The organism is Mycoplana rhizolycopersici, assembly GCF_013378445.1.
In the GTDB taxonomy this organism is placed as follows: Bacteria; Pseudomonadota; Alphaproteobacteria; order Rhizobiales; family Rhizobiaceae; genus Mycoplana; species Mycoplana rhizolycopersici.
On the sequence record NZ_JABXYK010000003.1, the window covers coordinates 170,247 to 189,213 of the forward strand.

Here is an 18,967-nt window from a genome sequence, read left to right on the forward strand (position 1 = left end):
CCGCGCTCAGAATTCTTCCCACTCGTCCTGCGCCAGTGCCGTGTTGCCGACGACTTGCGGGATCGACCGGGAAGGGGCCGGGCGGGGGGGCGGAGCGGAGGGTGCCTTCGCCTGCACAGTCCGCTGCGGCTGGGCCGCCATCGCGGTCTGACCCGTGCGGAAGCGGGCGACGAGCGACTGAAGCGTCCGTGCCTCTTCGTTCAGTGCGACGCTGGCGGCGGTGGTTTCCTCCACCATCGCAGCGTTCTGCTGCGTCACCTGGTCCATCTGGTTGACGGCCGAGTTGATCTCCTTCAGGCCGACCGCCTGCTCGGAGGCGGACGATGAGATCTGGCGGATGAGGCCGTTGATCTGCATGACCTGCTGGGCGATCTTTTCGAGCGCGTTACCGGCCCTCCCGACGAGATCCACCCCGTCGCGCACCTGCGTCTCCGAGGCGTTGATGAGGTTCTTGATCTCCTTGGCGGCATTGGCGGAGCGCTGCGCCAGTTCGCGGACTTCCTGGGCGACGACGGCAAAGCCCTTGCCGGCCTCGCCTGCGCGCGCCGCCTCGACGCCGGCGTTCAGCGCCAGAAGATTGGTCTGGAAGGCGATCTCGTCGATCACGCCGATGATGTTGGAGATCTCGCCGGAAGACCGCTCGATGCCCTTCATCGCGGCAATCGCCTTCTGCACCACTTCACCGGACTTGGCCGCGTCGTCGCTCGCCGACGAAACGGACTGGGCGGCGACACGGGCATTGTCGGCGCTCGAATTGACCTGCGAGGTCAGCTCGTCCAGGGCCGCGGCAGTCTCCTCGAGGCTTGCGGCCTGCTGCTCGGTGCGGTGGGACAGGTCCGCTGCCCCGTTGGAGATCTCGTTGGTGCCATTGGTGATGCTGTAGACCGAGGTGTTGACCGTCCTGATGGTCTCCTCGAGGCTGCCCATCGCCGAATTGAAGTCGCTCTTGAGTTTCGCATATTCGCCGGGGAATTCGCCGGAAAGGCGGTAGGACAGTTCGCCGGAGGAAAGGCGTGCAAGGCCCTCGCCGAGGCGCGAGACGATATCGCGCTGCAGCGCACTGCTTGTCTGGCGCTCCGCTTCCGAACGGCCACGTTCGGTTTCGGTCATCTGCCGCTGTGCATCGGCCTCGGCTTCAAGGCGCTTCGTATCGGCGAGCTGATGACGGAAACCTTCGAGCGCCTTGGCGACCTCGCCCGTTTCGTCGGTCCGGTCCTGGCCGGAAACCGGCTCGGCATAGTCGCCCTTGCCAAGGCGCGCTACGTCGGCGACGAGGCCGGCGAGTGGCCGCTGTACGTAGTTGCGAACCGCAATCCAGAGGCCGAGGAGCACGACGGCGAGGACGATGACGCCGCCCGCGATCATCATGTAGGTCTGGTCCCGCACCGGTGCACCGATGACCGAACGCGGGACATCGACGAGAACGACCCAGGTTGCGTTCACGTCGGGCAGGGCGACCGGATAGACGATGCGGTCGAAGGGCTCGTTGTCGTCGAAGCTCAGGTCGGCGACGAAGCCGGGCTTGTTCGACGCGATGGCTTCCTTGACGGTCTCCAGGCCTGCGCCCTCATAGTCCTGCATCGCAAGTTCGGGGCGCGGTGGAACCAGCCACTTGCCCGTCTGCGTCAGGAGAAGAACGCGGCCCGATCCGAACGGCTTCATCTGGGCGACGCGCTCGGCGAGCGTCGAAAGCTTGACGTCGGCGCCGGCAACGCCGATCAGCTTGCTGTTCGAATAGACCGGGTAGCCGATGGACGACATCGACGTGCTTTCGCCCGTCGTGCTTTCCTGGTACGGCGGCGTCATGGCGCCCTTGCCGCTCTTTGCGGCGAGCGCATACCAGGCTCCTTCATAGTCCGACTCGAACGGGGTGAACTGGATCGTTCCGGTCTTGTCTTTCGTCCAGTAGGGATTGAACGTCCCGTTCTTGTCGCCGGCGAACTCCTTGTTGCCGACATATTCAGCCGACTTGCCGTCGAAACTGTCTTTCTCCGCGGCGTACCAGCTGCCGTAGGCGGCCGGATTCTGCTCGACGTTGACCTTGAGAAGGTCGATGACCTGCTTGCGGTCGAGCGTTCCGTTCTCATGCGCCTTGCCGATGATGGCGGCGGATGTGCGCGCACTGCTCACCAGCTCGCCGATGGCGCCGGATACGTCTGACGCGATGGACCGCGCCTGACTGTTCGCCTCGTCGAGGATCAGCGACTGAACGCGGTCGCTCGACTGCGAGATCAAAAGATAGTTCGACGCAATGAGAACGAGCGCAATCGTGCCGCCCGTAACTGCGATCAGCTTGGTCGCAAGCGACTTTGGCTGTAGTCTAAACATGCAATCCTCACGAGCTCTGGCAGTCGCCATGGCGCCCATGGAGACGGCGTGCAGTCAAAATGGTGTGGGGGCTCCATCATGGAGAGTGCGGATGCCGACCGGCATCCGAGGCCAGACCCGTTGGATAGGGAGTCTGCGCGTCGATATTCTAGATATCTCCAACATCTTAATGAATTTGCTAAAATGCCTTACAAACTCACGGGAGGGCGCCATGATGAGGCCCCGGATCCTGTTCGTCGATCGGGCCGATGCCGGTCGCCAGCTGGCGGCTGCACTTTCGTTGCAGCCTATCGATGATCCGATCGTACTGGCTGTGCCGAGGGGTGGTGTCGCCGTCGCGGTGGAGGTCGCACAGGCTCTCGGCGCAAAACTCGACCTTCTGTTCGTCCGCAAGATCGGAGCGCCGCAGAACCGCGAGGTCGCTATCGGCGCCATTGCAGGATCGGATGCGCCGCAACTCGTGCTGAACGAGGAACTCGTCGCCGCGTGCGGCGCAAGTCGGGCCTATATCGAAGCGGAAGCAACCCGGCAGAAGGACGAGATCGCGCGTCAGCGCAAGCGCTACCTCTCCGGCCGGCAGCCGGTGGACCTGAAAATGCGAAACGTGATCGTCGTCGATGACGGCGTGGCGACCGGCGCAACCCTTGCTGCGGGGCTGAAGGCGCTTCGGCTCCAGTCCGTCGCCTCGACAACGCTTGCCATCCCGGTTGCGCCACCCGAGGCGCTCGAAGCACTCGGCGCCGAGGTTGATCGCATCGTCTGCCTGCACGAGCCCGATGATTTCTGCGCGGTCGGCCTCTGCTATCGCGACTTCCCGCAGGTCTCGGACGCGGAAGTGATGCAGGCCTTGGTGGCGCCAGGCGGGGCGACCGGTGGGCCTTGAAAAAGGCGGCCCGCCATCGCGGACCGCCCTGTTTTCCGTTCACGCCTGACCGGATCAGCGCACCCAGAGAACCTTACGCGAGCTTCGTTCGATCAGAACCGGACGCTCGTCGACATAGATGTAGCCGTAGTCCGGGCTATCGGGAACGGCGACAATGTCGACGTCATCGGGGACCACCGTACCGGCGGCCACCGGTCCTTCCAGAACGACCGGACCGACCGGATGGCGCTCGATATAGGTAATGGTCGTTTCCGGCACCGCCGGCGCGATGCTGCCGGTCGTCTGCACGTCGTCGACATAGATGACCTGCCGGTCGTTCGTGCGCACGATAACCGGACGGTTCTCGACATAGACATAGCCGAGATCCGGGTGTTCCGGGATCGGCGTCAGGACGACATCCTCGCGCAGCCGGGTTTCGGCCGATACGGGACCGTCGAGGATGACGGGTTCCACCGGGTGTTCGATCACGTAGGTGCGTGCTTCTTGCGGAACCGAGGCCGCAGCGCCGAGGGTTGCGCCTGCTACGCCGCCGATGGCGGCACCGACAGGACCGCCGATAAGCGCGCCGGTCAAGGCTCCGGTCGCGCCGCCGGTTGCAGCGCCTATGGCGGGGTTGGGCTTCTTCTCCTCGGCGTGCGCCATGGCGGTACCTGCAATGACCAGCGCAACGCCTGCGATTAGAACCTTCTTCATGCCATTCTCCTTCTGAAATGGGTCTCTAAGCCCCTTCAGATCACCAAACGTGTCCGCCACTCCGGTGTTCCGGGATCGGCGGGAAGGAGAAGGTCACGAAGTGTTACGCAGTGACACTATCGCGCCTTGCGATCTCGTAGTCTTCGGTATGCACCTGCAATCCGTCAGGCGTAACCACCACGATGCCATAGGCACCCGGCTCATCGACCGACAGCGACGGGTCCGGCGTGTCGAATGGCATCGGCTGCTGGTGAACGGGGCTCTTGAAAATGGAGAACGGAATGCCGCGGTGGGAGCCGCCGATCGTTCGGTGCACGTGGCCGGCAAAGATGTGACGAACATTACCGCGGCGAAGGATCAGCTCGTAGAACGCCTGTTCGTTGATGAGCCGGATCGTGTCCATGCCGGTAAACCCCGTCTTGTGTGGCGGATGATGCATGAACAGCAGCACGGGCTTGTCCGTCTCCGACAGGCGCCGGTCGAGCCAACCCAGCCGGCGCTCGCACATAAGGCCGGCATGGCTTGCGGGATAGTCGTAGGGCGGGGCGAAGAGCGTGTCGAGCAGGATGGCGTGGCAATCGTCGAAGTCGATCGACTGCTGGACGAAGCCGTTCTCGTCGGCTGCGACATGGTCGAAAATATCAAGGAAACGGTCGCGGTTGTCGTGGTTGCCGATGGTGATGGCGGCTGGCGGCACCAGCGTTCCGAGAAGCGCCTTGAGGCGCAGGTAGGAGGCGGTATCGGCGCGATGGGTGAGGTCGCCGGTAAAGATCACCCGGTCGGCGTCCGCATGATAGCGGTTGACATGGTCGATGCCCCTGCCGAGGCGCTCGTAAGGATCAAGCCCGATGATGGTGGTGCCCTCGGGCGTCATGTGCAGGTCGGTAAAAACGATGAGTTTGGTCATGAAAATCGGCCGTTTGAGATGGATGCGCGCACTGTCTCCGCCGGAATCGCGTCGGTCGAGGCAGAAGCGCGACCGATCCGGACTAATTCTAGGAGCGGAATGTGCAGACTGCGACATCAAACCGATTGGCTTGCACCGCGCCGTGATGTAGCACCGTCGCCGACGGGCGATGCCGCACGGCAGAGACGCCTGCGTAACCGCCACAAGCGATTATCCGGTGAGGAGAACGGCAAAAGCGCAGCAACCGTGCATTTTGATGCAACGGTCGCGCCTCTTCTCCAAACGCGCCGGCACCAGGCGGTATCGCCAGATATCGTCGTCTTCGGCTCGCGCGGTCGGCGCGAGCCGGGCGCGACACATTTTGAAGACGAGTGGAGTGAAGACCATGAGATGGAAACGCACGATCCAGTTGCTGGACGTTCATTGCGAGGGCGAGATCGGCAAGGTTGCCATCGGCGGCGTGCCTAAGATCCCCGGAAACACGATTGCCGAGCAGTTGAACTACATCAACACGGTGGACGACAGCTTGCGCCGCTTCCTCTGCCTGGAGCCGCGTGCGGCAGCAACCGGCTCGGTAAACCTGCTTCTTCCGGCGAAGCGCCCCGAGGCCGATGCCGGCTTCATCATTCTCCAGGCCGACCAGGCGCATGCGTCCTCGGGGTCCAATTCCATCTGCATCACCACGGCGCTGCTCGAGAGCGGCATCGTCGAGATGAAGGAGCCGGAAACGGTCGTCGTCCTCGATACCGCCGCAGGCCTGGTCAAGGCCACGGCCACCTGCCGCGACGGTCGTTGCGAGAAGGTGAAGTTGACGATGGTTCCCTCCTTCGTGCAGGAACTGGACGCCGAGATCGATACGCCGGACTGGGGACGTGTACGCTTCGACATCAGCTATGGCGGCATCTTCTATGCGCTGGTCGATGTCGACCAGATCGGTACGAAGATCGAGAAGGCCAACGCGCGCAAGCTCGTCGATGCCGGCATGGTCCTGAAGGACCTGATCAACAAGAAGATGCCGGTCGTCCATCCGGAAATCCCGGAAATCAACGGTATCGCCTACGTCATGTTCCGGGATCGGGAAGAAGACGGCACCATTCGCACGGCAACCACGATGTGGCCCGGTCGCGTCGACCGCTCGCCCTGCGGCACCGGCAATTCGGCCAACCTCGCAACCCTGCATGCCCGCGGCAAGGTCAAGGTCGGCGACAGCTTCAAGTCGCGCTCGATCATCGGCTCGCAGTTCGAGGTCGGGCTGGAGGCCGAGACCGAGGTGGCCGGCCGCAAGGCGATCATTCCGACGATCACCGGCCGCGGCTGGACCTTCGGCCTGCACCAGATCGCGCTCGATCCCACCGATCCCCTGGCGGACGGCTTCGCCATGACCGACACCTGGGGTCCGCAGGCCGGCGAAATCGTCTGAGGATCGCTGCCGATCGACAATACTAGCGGCTGCCGGCGCCGGCGGTCGCGCCATCCTTATGCGGGGGCTCCGTCGCAAGCGCTGCGATTTCGTAGCCGCCGGAGGCGGCCGTATCGAGCCAGCGCGCGGCCCTCCGGGCATCGGCGGGAGTTCCTATGCCGTCGCGATAGGCGAGCCCGAGTGCGTAAGCGCCGCCGGGATCGCCGTCTTCTGCCGCGCGCCTGTAGAGCGCAAACGCGCCGCCGGGGTCGCCTTTTTCCTGGAGGATCCGGCCAAGGCGGACCATGGCCGCCGAATGTCCTTGTAGAGCGGCCTCGCGGTAGAGGCCTTGCGCGGCAAGCAGCTGTCCGCCTTGCTCCAGAGCCCGGGCAAGCTGGAAGGCTATGCGCGGATTGCCGCCGGCCTTGTAGGCTTCGCGGCAGGCGGAGAGAGCAATTCCGAGCTTGATGCCGCCGTTTTCGATGGGAGCGAAGCCGGTGTTGCGGGTCCTGTCGTCGCGACTGCCGGCAGCAGCATCGCATTGCGCCTCGATGGACAGGCCATTCCCGCCGGCCTGTGCCGGCGACATCCAGACAGCACCGGTGAAGAAAAGCGCCATCGCGCCCGTTTTCATTGCATTGACAACATTCTGCAAAGCCTGTCTCCCTTCATGCCCTAAGGATAGACGTCTTTGGGGGGCGTAATTGTTCCGAAGGGGACAGGCGCGGCAGCGTCTATGGTAAACGTCGTGGGCAGGGAAAGCGCGATGTCAGATGCAACTCAAGGCGTTCAGGTCCGCCGCAGGACCTTTCTAGCCGCTGCCATCTGGACGGCTGCAGCGTTTCCCGAACGCATGGCCCGCGCCAGTGGGGTCATCGGTTCGGTCGACGAGGTCCGCGGCAAGGTCAGCCGCAGGAAGGGCGAGGTGCTTTCGGCCATTCGCGCCGGTGCCGATATCATGGACCGTGATCTCATCGTCACCGGCGAGGGGAGTTTTGCCGAGTTGACGCTGGGCGAGGTGACCAAACTCATGCTTGGAAGCCGCACCGAATTGCTGGTCGACAGTTTCATTGCCGCCCAGGGCGGTACGATCGAACTCGGCACGGGCGGGATGATCTTCGACCGACCGGATGAGGCGCCGAAGATCGACCTGACCGTACGGACGGCCTTCGGCATGATCGGCGTCCGCGGCACGAAGTTTTTCGCCGGCCCCAATCGCGGTGCGTTCGCCGTTTTCGTCGAGCGCGGGCTGGTCCGCTTCGAAGGGGGCGGTGTCGCCCGAGAGGTCGGTGCAGGGCAGGGGATCGATGTGCCGCCGGCGACCGGCATACCGGGCGAGGTGCAGCAATGGGGAGAGGCCCGCATCCGCGAAGCCTATGCCAGCATCGGCGTTCGCTGAGGCGTCGATCTCTAGCCGTCGTCGGCGATCGTGAACAGCGCCAGTGGACCCGCGCCGCGGATCTCATGCACACCAAGCGAGCGCAGGCGTCGCGTGGTTTCGCCTGCCGCCGCGGGGCCGATGCAAATGGCCGTTCCGAAGATCTTGTTGGCTTCCTGCAGACGTGCGGCGATGTTCATCGCCATCCCGTGTGCGGTATAGTCCAGCGTGCCGCCGGTGCCCACTTCGCCCAGGATGACGAGACCTGTCTCGATGCCAATGCGCGTCCGGCCGAAACCTTCGGCTGCGAAATCCGCCCTGCCGCGCATTTCCTCGGTCAGCGCATGGATTTCCCGCGCGCAGTCGATCGCCCTGTCCACATGCCGGTCCAGGTCTTCGGGCGCGTTGAACAGCGCATGCACCGCATCGCCGACCACCTTGTTCACCATTCCGCCGTGGCTGGCTACCAGCGCGTTGACCTCGCGGAAGTAGACGTCGAGCAACGGCACCAGCCTTTGCGGGCCAATACGGCCGGACAGGGCGGAGAAATCCTCGATGTCCGTGAAGAGCGCAGTCACCTGTCGCTCCTCCGCGGCGACGCGCTCCAGGCCGGGATTGTCGATGTAGCGCGAAACGACGGAGGGCGGGAGGTATTGTCCGAAACGGGCGCGCGCCGTCTGTTCGGCGCGGCGGACCTGCGCGAACTGGAGCACGCCGGTGACAAGCAGGACAGTTGCCAGCGCCATCGCGATCGCCGGCGCGTCGATCAGTAACCCGGTTTGGCGATAGACGAAGGCCGCTCCGGCAATCGTGCTGACGATCGCGACAAGGCCGGAAGTTGCGGCATATGTCGGACGAAGGCGGGTGACGAGGGCGGCAGCACCTACCCCTGCCAGAAACGCATACCCTGCTTCCCATGGTATCTGGGTGCTGTTGCGGTGCGGTATGAAGCCGGTGAGGACGGTGTTTGCCACATCCGCATGGATCTGCACCGAGGGCTCGAGCGGTAGCGAGGCACTGGCCCTCAGGCCGCCGAGCGCTGGAAGGCTGCTCCCGACCAGAACCACCTTGCCGCGGATGCGTTCCGGCGCAGCAGTTCCGCTCATGACGTCTGCGGCGGAGATCGTACGTCCCACGATGCGCTCTGGACCAGCAGCCACGAAACGCAGGTTGCCGTCATCATCTGGCCACAGCAGGCGCTCGTCCTGCCGGATCCACGGCGGCGTACCGCCGATCACGGACGCGCCAGCGCCCGCAGCACGCCGGGCCGCTTCGAGCCCGAGCGCCGGATAGACCGCATTGCCGTAGATCGCAAAGGGCTGGGCGCGGCGCACGATTGCGTCCTCATCGCCGATGAGGAAGGATGCCGCCGCCGCCGCCGCACGCTCCTGGAAGATGGGGCACGAAGGATCGACGCCGTCGATGAACCATAGCGGCGGGATGGCGATCGGCCGCTGCACCGCCAATTCGGGTGCCGGCCCGGGTGTCCCACCCGTCTGCTCGCCGATGAGAAAGCCGAGGATCGCAGGCGCCTGGCCGATCGCCTCGGCAAGAGTCCTGTTTGTCGGCTCTCTCAGATCGCAGTCGTTGCTGAAGACAAGGTCGATTGCGACGGCAGCGGGCCGGGCTGTCGCGATCGCCGAGATGAGTGCTGCCGACTGGGATCGTGTCCATTCCTCGCCGGCCAACCCTTGCAGGGCTTTGCGATCGATATCGACGACAACGACGCGATCGGTTTCAGGGCCGGGAAAAGCCTGCGTCAGCGCGTCGAAGAACAGTTCGCGCGGCCGCTCCAGCACGGGTTCGGAAAAGTGGAAGAGGAGGAATGCGCAACAAAGGCTCGTGGCGATCCCGGCCAGAAGCGGCTTGCTGCGAAGCGCTCTGATCCGGGGCATCATGGCCACTACTTGTCTTCTGGCTCCGCCACGGCGCGCAGCCTGCCTGTGTGGCAGAAGATGATACCGTCCGTGCGGCGGATCGCTCCTGCCTCTTCCAGCGCGAGGATGGAGCGGTTGATCTTCGGCCTGCTGGCGCCGACGATGCTGGCGATTTCCGTCTGGCTGAGCGAGAGTTGCAGGTTGGCGCTTTCCGGCAACTCGCTACCATGGATGTTGCGGAGCATAGCGAGAAAGAAACGCGCGACACGGGAATCGAGGTCGTACAGCGCGATCGTCTCCAATTGCTCGGTCGTCTCTCTCAGCTTCGTGCAGAGATAGTGGATGATCGCCTGGTAGGATTGCGGATTGCGTGACAGGACCTCGAGAAAATCGCGCTTGCTGATCACGTAGCCCTCGGTCGCAACCGCGGCGGTGGCATCGGCGGAGCGCGGCTGCCCGTCGAGGATCGCCATCTCGCCGAAGATCGAGCCCGCTTCCAGGTGGCGCAGGGAAAGCTCTTTGCCCTGGGGCGTGATCAGCGAAATCTTGATGCGGCCGGAGATGACCACGATGAGATAGGTCCCGTCGTCGCCGCGCTGGAACAGCACCGTGCCCGCGTTCCATTTCCGATAGGTTGCGATATCGGCAACGTCGGCGAGGGTTTCCTTGTTGAAGCCTTCAAAGATCGGAAACGAACGCCAGAAGGCAATACTCCTCGTAACCTCGGTCATTGTCCTTCCCCGCGCGTCTGTCGCCCCGTGCTTGTTGGACGAATTCTTCCTGCACTCCGCCGGTGGTTGCAACCGAAAAGAGTCCGGCGGGGTCTCTGTGCGTTGGTATCCTTTGCTCGATCGGTGCATCCGTCGTGCGCAAAAGGTGAACGATGTGTCCACCCAGTGGCGGACTAGTGTAAACGCAACGTTCTGCTAACAATTAGCGCCAGTGAAACCAACGGCCCAGGAGCCCGCCATGTCTCAGAACCTCGTCGTCCTCGTGGGACGCATTCTTCTTTCCGCAATGTTCATCCTCGCAGGTTACCCGAAGCTGCTCGATCCCTCGGGCACCGCCGGCATGATCGCCGGTGCCGGCCTGCCGGCTGCAACCGCGCTCGCCTACATCGCCGGCCTCTTCGAACTGGTCGCCGGCCTGTTCATTCTCGTCGGCTTCCAGACGAAGATCACGTCGCTGCTGCTCGCCGCATTCTGCGTGTTCACCGCTCTCTTCTTCCATAGCGGCCCGATCAACGTTCCCGATTTCCCGGAAGGCGCAAACGGCCTGCTCACCATGTTCAACGGCCTGATGATGATGAAGAACCTGACGATCGCCGGTGGCTTCCTCGTTCTCGCCGCCTTCGGCCCCGGCGCGATCTCGATCGACGCCCGCCGCGGTGCGGTCGCCGCCACCGCCTGATCGATCCACATAGCCGAAACGGCCTTCGAACCTCCCCGTCCGCGGGGAGGTTTTTTGTTGCGCGTCCGCCAGGTTCGGGCTGCCACCGGCTGGTATCTGGTGCCTTCACCTGCTATGCGCTGCAAAACGGCCAGCAGGGAGAGGTGACAATGTTTTCCAATTCGTTCCCCGATCGCGATACCATGGCGGAGCTGCTTGCCCGCATGCTGTGGGAAATCAAGGCGGTGCACTTCCGGCCGGAGGAGCCCTACAAGCTCGCCTCGGGCATGGCGAGCCCGGTCTATATCGACTGCCGCAAGCTACTGTCCTATCCGCGCATCCGTTCGGCCGTGATGGAATTCGCCGCAGCCACGATCACGCGCGATGCCGGCTTCGAGCAGTTCGATGTCGTCGCAGGCGGCGAGACTGCCGGCATCCCCTTCGCAGCACTTCTGGCCGACCGTCTGGCTCTGCCGATGGTCTATGTCCGCAAGAAGCCGAAGGGGCATGGCCGCAACGCGCAGATCGAGGGCGAAATGCCGGAAGGCGCGCGCGTTCTCGTCATCGAGGACCTGACGACGGCCGGCGGTTCGATGTTCACCTTCATCGATGCGATCCGTGCTGCAGGCGGCGTCGTCGATCACGGCATGGCGCTGTTCTTCTACGGCATCTTCCCAGAAGCAGAAGCCCGTTTTGCCAACGGCAAGGTCAAGCTCCATCACGTCTCCACGTGGCGCCAGGTTCTCGCGGTCGCACGGTCGCAGAAGCTGTTCGACGAGGCGACCCTGAGCTCGGTCGAGGCGTTCCTGAACGCTCCGCTGCTCTGGTCGTCAGAGCATGGCGGGGTCAGCGCGTTGCCGACCAGCTGAGCGAAAGCCGCTGGCATTTTCCGCTGTGCCGGTTTAAATCGATTGAATGAACGTTCGGAGGAGGCATTCATGATCCTGTGTTGTGGCGAAGCGTTGATCGACATGTTGCCGCGTCAATCGACGCTCGGCGAGGACGCCTATGCGCCCTATGCCGGCGGCGCGATCTTCAATACCGCGATCGCGCTTGGCCGCCTCGGTGTCCCTTCAGGCTTTTTCACCGGTCTTTCCGACGACATGATGGGCGACCTGCTGCGTGATACGTTGCGCCGGAGCGCCGTCGGTTTCAGCTATTGCGCCACGCTGTCCCGCCCGACCACCATCGCCTTCGTCAAGCTGGTTGACGGGCATGCGACCTATGCCTTCTACGATGAGAACACGGCGGGCCGAATGATCGGTCAGGACGACCTGCCCGTGCTCGGCGCAGAGTGCGAGGCGCTGCACTTCGGCGCAATCAGCCTCATTCCCGAGCCTTGCGGCTCCACCTACGAAGCGCTGATGCAGCGCGAGCAGGCCTCGCGCGTCATCTCGCTCGATCCGAACATCCGTCCGGGTTTCATCAAGAACAAGGACGCGCACATGGCCCGCATCCGCCGCATGGCGTCCATGTCTGACATCGTCAAGTTTTCGGACGAGGACCTTGCCTGGTTCGGTCTCGAGGGGGACGAGGAAACGCTGGCGCGGCACTGGCTGCATTACGGCGCCAAGCTGGTCGTGGTGACCCGTGGTGCGGAGGGGGCGGTGGGCTATACCGAACGCCACAAGGTAACCGTGCCGAGCGAGCGCGTTTCGGTCGTCGACACGGTCGGTGCGGGCGATACCTTCGATGCAGGTATCCTGGCCTCGCTGAAGATGCAGAACCTGCTGACGAAGGCGCAGATCGCAAAGCTCGACGAGCGGCAGATCGGAAACGCCCTTGCGCTCGGTGCGAAGGCGGCTGCGGTCACCGTCTCGCGCGCCGGCGCAAATCCCCCCTGGGCGAAAGAGATCGGGCTTTAGGTTCGGTCGTTCCGGAATCCGGCTTCTCTCCCCGGCAGCCGGGGAGAAAACCAGTCGATCGGCTTGATAGGCTGTCTTACTTGGCAGCCTTCAGCAGCGCGGCGACGAGGCCGGCCGTCGAGGAATCGTGCCCGGCCGCACTTTCCTTGCCTTCCACGACAGGCAGCAGGCCGGTTGCCAGCTCCTTGCCCAGCTCCACGCCCCACTGGTCGAAGGAGTTGATGTTGAAGAGGGCGCCTTCGACGAAGACACGGTGCTCGTAGAGTGCGATCAGGCGGCCGAGCGCGAACGGGGTCAGTTCGTCGTAGACCATCGTGATCGACGGGCGGTTGCCCGAGAAGACCCGGTGCGGCGCAATCCTGTCAGCCTTGGCCTCGTCCACGCCCTTAGAGGTCAGCTGCGCCTTCGCTTCGTCGAGCGTGCGACCCTTCATCAGCGCTTCGGACTGGGCGAGGCAGTTGGCGATCAAAAGCTCGTGCTGGTGGCGCAGGTCCTTTTCGTGGCCGTTTGCGGCGATCATGAATTCGGCCGGGATCAGGTCGGTGCCCTGGTGGATCAACTGGTAGAAGGCGTGCTGGCCGTTCGTGCCGGGTTCGCCCCAGACGACAGGCCCCGTCTTCCCTTCCACCTGTGTGCTGTCCATCGTCACCGACTTGCCGTTTGATTCCATGTCGAGCTGCTGGAGATAGGCCGGGAAGCGCAGGAGCCGCTGGTCGTAGGGCAGGATCGCGCGCGAGGGATAGCCGAGCACGTTGCGGTGGTAGAAGCCAATCAGGCCGAGCAGCATGGGAATGTTGCTGCGGAAGGGCGCACTGCGGAAATGGTTGTCGATCGCGTGGCCACCGGCGAGGAACTGGCCGAAGTTTTCCTTGCCGATCGCGATCATCAGCGGCAGCCCGATCGCCGACCAGATTGAGTAGCGTCCGCCGACCCAATCCCAGAAGCCGAACACGCGCTCGCCGGCGATGCCGAAGGCGGCGACCTTGTCGAGTGCGGTGGAGACCGCGCAGAAGTGATGGCCGACCGCAGCCTCGCCCAGCTTGCCGGCGATGAACCTGCGCGCCGTATCGGCGTTGGTCATCGTCTCGATCGTCGTAAACGTCTTGGAGGCGACGATGAACAGCGTCGTCTCGGCGTCCAGCAGCTTCAGCGTATCGGCGATGTGCGCGCCGTCGATGTTGGATACGAAATGCAGCCGCGGGCCGTCGTGATAGGGGGCGAGCGCCAGCGTCGCCATCACCGGGCCGAGGTCGGAGCCGCCGATGCCGATGTTGACGACATCGGTGATCTTCTTGCCGGTCGCACCCGCAAGCGCGCCCGAACGGATACCGTCGGCGAAGGCGCCCATCGCCTCCAGCACGGCGTTGACGTCGGGCATCACGTCGTTGCCGTCGACGAGGACCGGCACATTGGAGCGGTTTCGCAATGCGGTATGCAGGACGGCGCGGTCCTCGGTGATGTTGATTTTCTCGCCCGCAAACATCGCATCGCGCTTTTTCTCGACGCCGGCTTGCTTGGCGAGTGCTTCGAGCCCGTCGAGCACCTTGTCGTTCACCGCGCACTTGGAGAAGTCGAACAGGAAGTCGTCAAGCGAAACGCTGAAGCGGGAGAAGCGTTGCGGGTCGGCGGCGAAGGCGCCGCGAATGTCGGTGGCGTCGGTGTCCGCTACGGTTGCTTTCAGCATTTCGACAAGCGCGTTCATGGTACTCTCCCTGCATCGCAACATGGCTGGTGCGATAACTAGGCGGTTTGCATGAGGCGAATCAAGGGCAGCATGTCGCTTTCAGGCGGATGCGGCCGCTTTTCAGATCGTTTTTTAAATCGATTTATGTGCGGCTCGCTCCGAGCTACGACCGCAACTCCCGACGAAGGATCTTGCCGACGTTGGATTTCGGCAGTTCGTTGCGGAATTCTATGTAGCGCGGGCGCTTGTAGTTGGTCAGGTTGTCGGCGCAATGGGCCTTGACGTCCGCTTCGGTCAGGTTCGGGTCCTTGCGCACGACAAACAGCTTCACCGCCTCGCCGGAATGCTCGTCGGGAACACCGATCGCCGCACATTCCAGGACGCCCGCATGCGTCATCGCCACCTCTTCCACCTCGTTCGGGAAGACGTTGAATCCGGATACGAGGATCATGTCCTTCTTGCGGTCCACGATCTTGATCAGGCCTTGCTCGTTCATGAAGCCGATGTCGCCGGTTCTGAAGAAGCCGTCCGCGGTCATCACCTTGGCGGTCTCGTCGGGACGGTTCCAGTATCCGGCCATCACCTGCGGCCCGCGGATGCAGATCTCGCCGACCTCGCCGATCGGCAGGGAGGCCCCCTCGTCGTCGCGAATATCCACGTCGGTGGAGGGGATCGGCATTCCGATCGTGCCGGTGAATTCGGATGTGTCCAGCCGGTTTGCGGTCGCGACCGGCGAGGTCTCGGAAAGCCCGTAGCCTTCCGCGATCGGGCATCCGGTCATCTTCCGCCAGCGTTCGGCGACCGGCCGCTGCACCGACATGCCGCCGCCGAAGGTGAGCGCCAGGTTGGAAAAATCGACCTTCTGGAAATCCGGGTTGTTCATCAGCGCGTTGAACAGCGTGTTCAGTCCGGGAAAGACGTTGACCTTGTAGGTGGCCATGTCCTTCACGAGCGAAGGGATGTCGCGCGGATTGGCGATCAGGATGTTCGTCGCCCCGGTCAGAAGCCCTGCGAGCGAATTCACCGTCAGCGCAAAGATGTGATAAAGCGGCAGTGCGCAGAGAAAGACCAGTTGCTCGGGCCGCTTTTTGCCGATGAAGGCCGTTTCCAGCCACAGGGCCATCTGTTCCATGTTCGACAGCAGGTTGGCGTGCGTCAGCATTGCCCCCTTGGAAACGCCGGTAGTGCCGCCGGTATATTGCAGGAAGGCGATGTCGGTGCGGGTGACGTTGGGTGGGGCAAGCGGCTTTCCGGCGCCTGCCGCCATCACGGTCTTGAAGGCATGATGGCCCGGCAGCGACCATGCGGGCACCAGCTTCTTGATCCGGCGCACCACAAGATTGACCACGTGCCCCTTGAGACCGAGCATGTCGCCCATGCTGCAGACGACGACATCCTGAACCTGCGTCTTGCCGACAGCCTGCTGCACGGTGTGGGCGAAGTTTTCCAGGACGAACAGCACCTTTGCGCCGGCATCGTTCAGCTGGTGCTCCAGTTCACGCGGGGTATAGAGCGGGTTGACGTTGACCACGGTGAAGCCGGCACGCAGGATGCCATAGACGACCACCGGGTTTTGCAGGATGTTCGGCGTCATCACCGCCACGCGGTCACCCTTGGAGAGCCCGCGCGACTGCAGCCAGGCGCCGATCTTGGCCGATTCCGCCTCGAGGTCGCGAAAACTCAGGCTCTTGCCCATGCTGATGAAGGCCGGTCGCTGCGCATGGATGGCGCAGAAATGCTCCAGTGCCTCACCGATCGATTCATAGGCCAGCGGAGGAATCTCTGTCGGAAATCCGGAAGGATATGAGGCCAGCCAGATCCTTTCGGGAATGGTGCCGGTCCGTCCCTCGATGCTTGCTGACATGAACGCGCTTCCTCCCAGTGGTCTATTCTGCCCATGGCCTCATTTATGCGTTCGGAAACGTTCCTCCAACATTCCCGACGCCGGCAGCATGATGCCTTTGGACCATCGCTTCAACCCCAATTGCTAGTTAACATTGACGTAAACGTCAATATGACGTTTCCTGCCCGGATACTGACTGCGAGATGGCGCATGCTTCCAATGCGGACTGGAAACCAGCCGCCACGCGTGAGAATATGGAAAAGCGGCCCTCAAGGAGTGGCGTCATGTGTCACTGGTCAACTTCCGCATTCCTGCTTTTCGGCCTGTCGCTTGTGACGACGGTGCCTGCTGCCGCAATCGATGCCTTGCGCCCGCGCAACGGCCCCGTCGTCGTCGGCCAGGATCCGGTCGACATGTTCGGCGCACGCGACCCCGTGGATATTCTGCGCGCGCCGCCGCTTTATCGCGGCACGCGCGGTTATACGGCCTATCGCGAGGGTTACTATCGCCACCCGAACGGCTACTGGTATCCGCGCGCCGTGTTCGGCACCGGCGAAATGCTGGGGGATGTGACCGTCGGTCCGCGGGCGCCGGTCTACGGCATGACCGCACGGAACTGGTGTGCCAATCGCTATCGCAGCTACCGGATATCGGACAATACTTACCAGCCGCTTGGCGGCGGCCCGCGCGTGATCTGCGTGCCGCAATGATCGCGCCATCGCCCGTCAGCCGAGATCAGCAGTGATGATGACGTCCATGGGAATGTCATGCGCCTGCGGCCTGATTGTCGCAATCTCCTGGCTGCCGTAGCCGACGCCGATTGCAAGCGGCTTTCGCTTCAGTGCCGCCAGCGTGCGGTCGAAGAAGCCGCCACCATAGCCGAGCCGGTAGAGGGCAGGGTCGTAGCCGACAAGCGGAGCCACGACGATATCAGGCTCGATCACCTCACCCTCGGCAGGTATGGGAATGTCCCATATGCCGCGCGCAAGGGGGTCGCCAATCCGCCAGCTTCGGAACTGCAAAGGGCGTCGCTTTTCAACCACCACGGGGAGGAGCGCCAGCCCACCCGCCTGCCAGATTTCCTCGATCCATGGGCGTAGGTCCGGTTCGCCGCGGAATGGCCAGTAGAGACTGATGCGCCTGCGGTCCAGCGCGCCGACCGTCTCGCGCAGGCGCCTGAGGATGACGGAAGACGCAGAATGCCTGCTTTCGGGCGAGCCGGACAGGCGTTCGGTGATCAGCCGCATACGCTCATCCGCCCGCCAGGCCGCTAGCTCGGCAAGGTTTTCCGGCGCGCGCATGTCGCTGTCAACCATGCCCCGGTTTCGATTGTCCTGCATAGGTTCGTTCCCGTTCGCATCTTGCAACGTCCTGCCGCATATCGGCCGTTGCCGCCCGAAATTTGCCGGAGCTTGCACGAGACGCAAAAAAAATGTCGCACACGCAAGGTTTTCTTTGCCATGACATCAGACACTGTTATCACGATATCAGCCAATCCGTCCTGAAAGTGCGACAAGTGCGGAGCCGCATCGAGAGGAGTTACACGGTGCACGAGCCCCAACTGCGCAATCTTCGTCCGGAACCCCGGCTGCTGGGCGCCGCCCGCGCGTCAGGCGTGGCCTTGATCTCGTCCATCTCCGCCGCCCGCTGGCTTCTGTTGCTCGTCATCGTCGCCGGAATCTATTTCTTCTACGGTTTCGTTGTGCCGGTCCTTGCCGCCCTGGTGATCGCAACGGCCAGCTGGCCGCTGTTCTGCAGGCTTCGCGGTGCGCTTGGCGGGCGACGGACGCTGGCTGCCGCCATTGCCATCCTGCTGATCCTGGCCTTCATCGTCGTGCCGATAATGTTCGCGGTCACTTACGCATTCCAGGAGGTGCGGGAGTGGATCGGCTGGGCGGTGGCGATGAACAAGACGGGTGCCCCGGTGCCGGAATGGATCCGGGCGCTGCCGGTCGTCGGCGAGTGGATGGCAAACCGCTGGACGCAGCTTTTGGATCATCCCGGCGCGATCGGCGAACTGAGCCAGATCGTAAGCGGCGCGAACATCGGCAACATCTACCGCGTGGCGCTCGCAGCCGGCGGGGCGGCGTTCCATCTGCTGCTCACCATGCTCTTCATGCTGATTGCGCTGTTCTTCATATATCGCGACGGCGAGAGCTTCATGCGGCAGGTGGATGCGATCGGCGAACGCATCCTGCCGATGCGGTGGGAGCGGATCTCCCGGATCGTACCCGCGACGATCAGCTCCACCGTAACCGGCATGACGCTTATCGCGATCGGCGAGGGCATCGTGCTCGGCATCGCCTATTGGGTGGCGGGCGTGCCGTCCGCCGTCACGCTGGGCGTGATTACCGGCCTGATGGCGCTCTTTCCCGGCGGTGCGCCCCTGGCGTTCTCGCTGGTGTCGATCTATCTCATCTCCAGCGGTTCGCCGTTCGCAGGCATCGCACTGTTCTTGTGGGGCTCGATCGAGCTTTTCATTGTCGACAAGACACTGCGCCCGAAGCTGGTCGGCGGGCCGATCAAGCTGCCTTTCCTGCCGACGTTCTTCGGCCTCATCGGCGGCGTGAAGACGATGGGCTTCCTCGGCCTGTTCATCGGGCCGGTCCTGATGGCGCTTCTGGTTGCCATCTGGCGCGAATGGGTGCGCGAGGTGGAGATGAGCGAGGAAAGCCCGGTCATCGAGAAGCGGGCGGCCGAGTAATACCAAGTCTCGATGAT

Annotated in this window: 17 protein-coding genes; 8 read left to right on the forward strand and 9 right to left on the reverse strand. The window is 63.4% G+C overall.

Annotation, left to right across the window (positions count from 1 at the left end):
- Positions 1-6: 6 nt before the first annotated feature.
- Complete coding sequence (locus HV823_RS06070) at positions 7-2,328, reverse strand: methyl-accepting chemotaxis protein (RefSeq protein WP_176948840.1); 2,322 nt, start codon at positions 2,326-2,328, stop codon at positions 7-9.
- 211 nt (positions 2,329-2,539) lie between these two features.
- On the opposite strand from HV823_RS06070, the gene HV823_RS06075 reads away from it, so the two are divergent.
- A complete protein-coding gene (locus HV823_RS06075; RefSeq protein WP_176948841.1) occupies positions 2,540-3,211 on the forward strand; it encodes a phosphoribosyltransferase in 672 nt (223 codons plus the stop codon).
- Between the two features lie 54 nt (positions 3,212-3,265).
- On the opposite strand, the gene HV823_RS06080 is transcribed toward HV823_RS06075, so the two are convergent.
- Both HV823_RS06080 and spdA read right to left on the reverse strand, forming a co-directional pair.
- Entirely contained in the window at positions 3,266-3,904 is a 639-nt protein-coding gene (locus tag HV823_RS06080; RefSeq protein ID WP_176948842.1) for a DUF1236 domain-containing protein, read from the reverse strand.
- A gap of 103 nt (positions 3,905-4,007) precedes the next feature.
- Positions 4,008-4,811, reverse strand: coding sequence for a 2', 3'cyclic nucleotide phosphodiesterase SpdA (spdA, locus tag HV823_RS06085; protein WP_176948843.1), 804 nt, complete (start codon positions 4,809-4,811; stop codon positions 4,008-4,010).
- A 385-nt stretch (positions 4,812-5,196) separates the two neighbouring features.
- Here spdA and HV823_RS06090 point away from each other — a divergent pair, with 385 nt between their 5' ends.
- Positions 5,197-6,231 carry a proline racemase family protein gene (locus HV823_RS06090; protein WP_176948844.1) on the forward strand — a complete coding sequence of 345 codons (1,035 nt, stop codon included), beginning with the start codon at positions 5,197-5,199 and terminating at the stop codon, positions 6,229-6,231.
- Between the two features lie 22 nt (positions 6,232-6,253).
- Here HV823_RS06090 and HV823_RS06095 read toward each other — a convergent pair whose 3' ends face one another.
- The gene (locus HV823_RS06095; RefSeq protein WP_176948845.1) at positions 6,254-6,829 is read right to left on the reverse strand and encodes a tetratricopeptide repeat protein; all 576 of its coding nucleotides are present in this window, start codon (positions 6,827-6,829) and stop codon (positions 6,254-6,256) included.
- A gap of 147 nt (positions 6,830-6,976) precedes the next feature.
- Here HV823_RS06095 and HV823_RS06100 point away from each other — a divergent pair, with 147 nt between their 5' ends.
- Complete coding sequence (locus HV823_RS06100) at positions 6,977-7,609, forward strand: FecR domain-containing protein (protein WP_176948846.1); 633 nt, start codon at positions 6,977-6,979, stop codon at positions 7,607-7,609.
- Between the two features lie 11 nt (positions 7,610-7,620).
- Here HV823_RS06100 and HV823_RS06105 read toward each other — a convergent pair whose 3' ends face one another.
- Both HV823_RS06105 and HV823_RS06110 read right to left on the reverse strand, forming a co-directional pair.
- Positions 7,621-9,483, reverse strand: a complete 1,863-nt coding sequence (locus tag HV823_RS06105; RefSeq protein WP_176948847.1) for a CHASE2 domain-containing protein — start codon at positions 9,481-9,483, stop codon at positions 7,621-7,623.
- Positions 9,484-9,491: 8 nt separating this feature from the next.
- Positions 9,492-10,196 carry a Crp/Fnr family transcriptional regulator gene (locus HV823_RS06110; RefSeq protein ID WP_176948848.1) on the reverse strand — a complete coding sequence of 235 codons (705 nt, stop codon included), beginning with the start codon at positions 10,194-10,196 and terminating at the stop codon, positions 9,492-9,494.
- Positions 10,197-10,434: 238 nt separating this feature from the next.
- Here HV823_RS06110 and HV823_RS06115 point away from each other — a divergent pair, with 238 nt between their 5' ends.
- The 3 genes from HV823_RS06115 (at position 10,435) to HV823_RS06125 (ending at position 12,719) form a co-directional block, all read left to right on the forward strand.
- Positions 10,435-10,875: a DoxX family protein gene (locus HV823_RS06115; protein ID WP_176948849.1), complete on the forward strand. Its 441-nt coding sequence runs from the start codon at positions 10,435-10,437 to the stop codon at positions 10,873-10,875.
- Positions 10,876-11,024: 149 nt separating this feature from the next.
- Positions 11,025-11,723 carry an orotate phosphoribosyltransferase gene (locus HV823_RS06120; protein WP_176948850.1) on the forward strand — a complete coding sequence of 233 codons (699 nt, stop codon included), beginning with the start codon at positions 11,025-11,027 and terminating at the stop codon, positions 11,721-11,723.
- 69 nt (positions 11,724-11,792) lie between these two features.
- A complete protein-coding gene (locus HV823_RS06125) occupies positions 11,793-12,719 on the forward strand; it encodes a carbohydrate kinase family protein (RefSeq protein ID WP_176948851.1) in 927 nt (308 codons plus the stop codon).
- Between the two features lie 76 nt (positions 12,720-12,795).
- Here HV823_RS06125 and pgi read toward each other — a convergent pair whose 3' ends face one another.
- Entirely contained in the window at positions 12,796-14,421 is a 1,626-nt protein-coding gene (pgi, locus tag HV823_RS06130) for a glucose-6-phosphate isomerase (protein ID WP_176948852.1), read from the reverse strand.
- A gap of 145 nt (positions 14,422-14,566) precedes the next feature.
- The gene (locus HV823_RS06135) at positions 14,567-16,267 is read right to left on the reverse strand and encodes a long-chain fatty acid--CoA ligase (RefSeq protein ID WP_176948853.1); all 1,701 of its coding nucleotides are present in this window, start codon (positions 16,265-16,267) and stop codon (positions 14,567-14,569) included.
- 263 nt (positions 16,268-16,530) lie between these two features.
- Here HV823_RS06135 and HV823_RS06140 point away from each other — a divergent pair, with 263 nt between their 5' ends.
- On the forward strand, positions 16,531-16,956 hold the full coding sequence (locus HV823_RS06140; RefSeq protein WP_246300946.1) for a BA14K family protein: 426 nt from the start codon (positions 16,531-16,533) through the stop codon (positions 16,954-16,956).
- A gap of 15 nt (positions 16,957-16,971) precedes the next feature.
- Here the strand turns inward: HV823_RS06140 and HV823_RS06145 are convergent, their stop codons facing one another.
- Entirely contained in the window at positions 16,972-17,562 is a 591-nt protein-coding gene (locus HV823_RS06145) for a 5-formyltetrahydrofolate cyclo-ligase (protein ID WP_176948854.1), read from the reverse strand.
- Between the two features lie 230 nt (positions 17,563-17,792).
- On the opposite strand from HV823_RS06145, the gene HV823_RS06150 reads away from it, so the two are divergent.
- Positions 17,793-18,950, forward strand: a complete 1,158-nt coding sequence (locus tag HV823_RS06150; RefSeq protein WP_343051780.1) for an AI-2E family transporter — start codon at positions 17,793-17,795, stop codon at positions 18,948-18,950.
- Positions 18,951-18,967 lie beyond the last annotated feature (17 nt).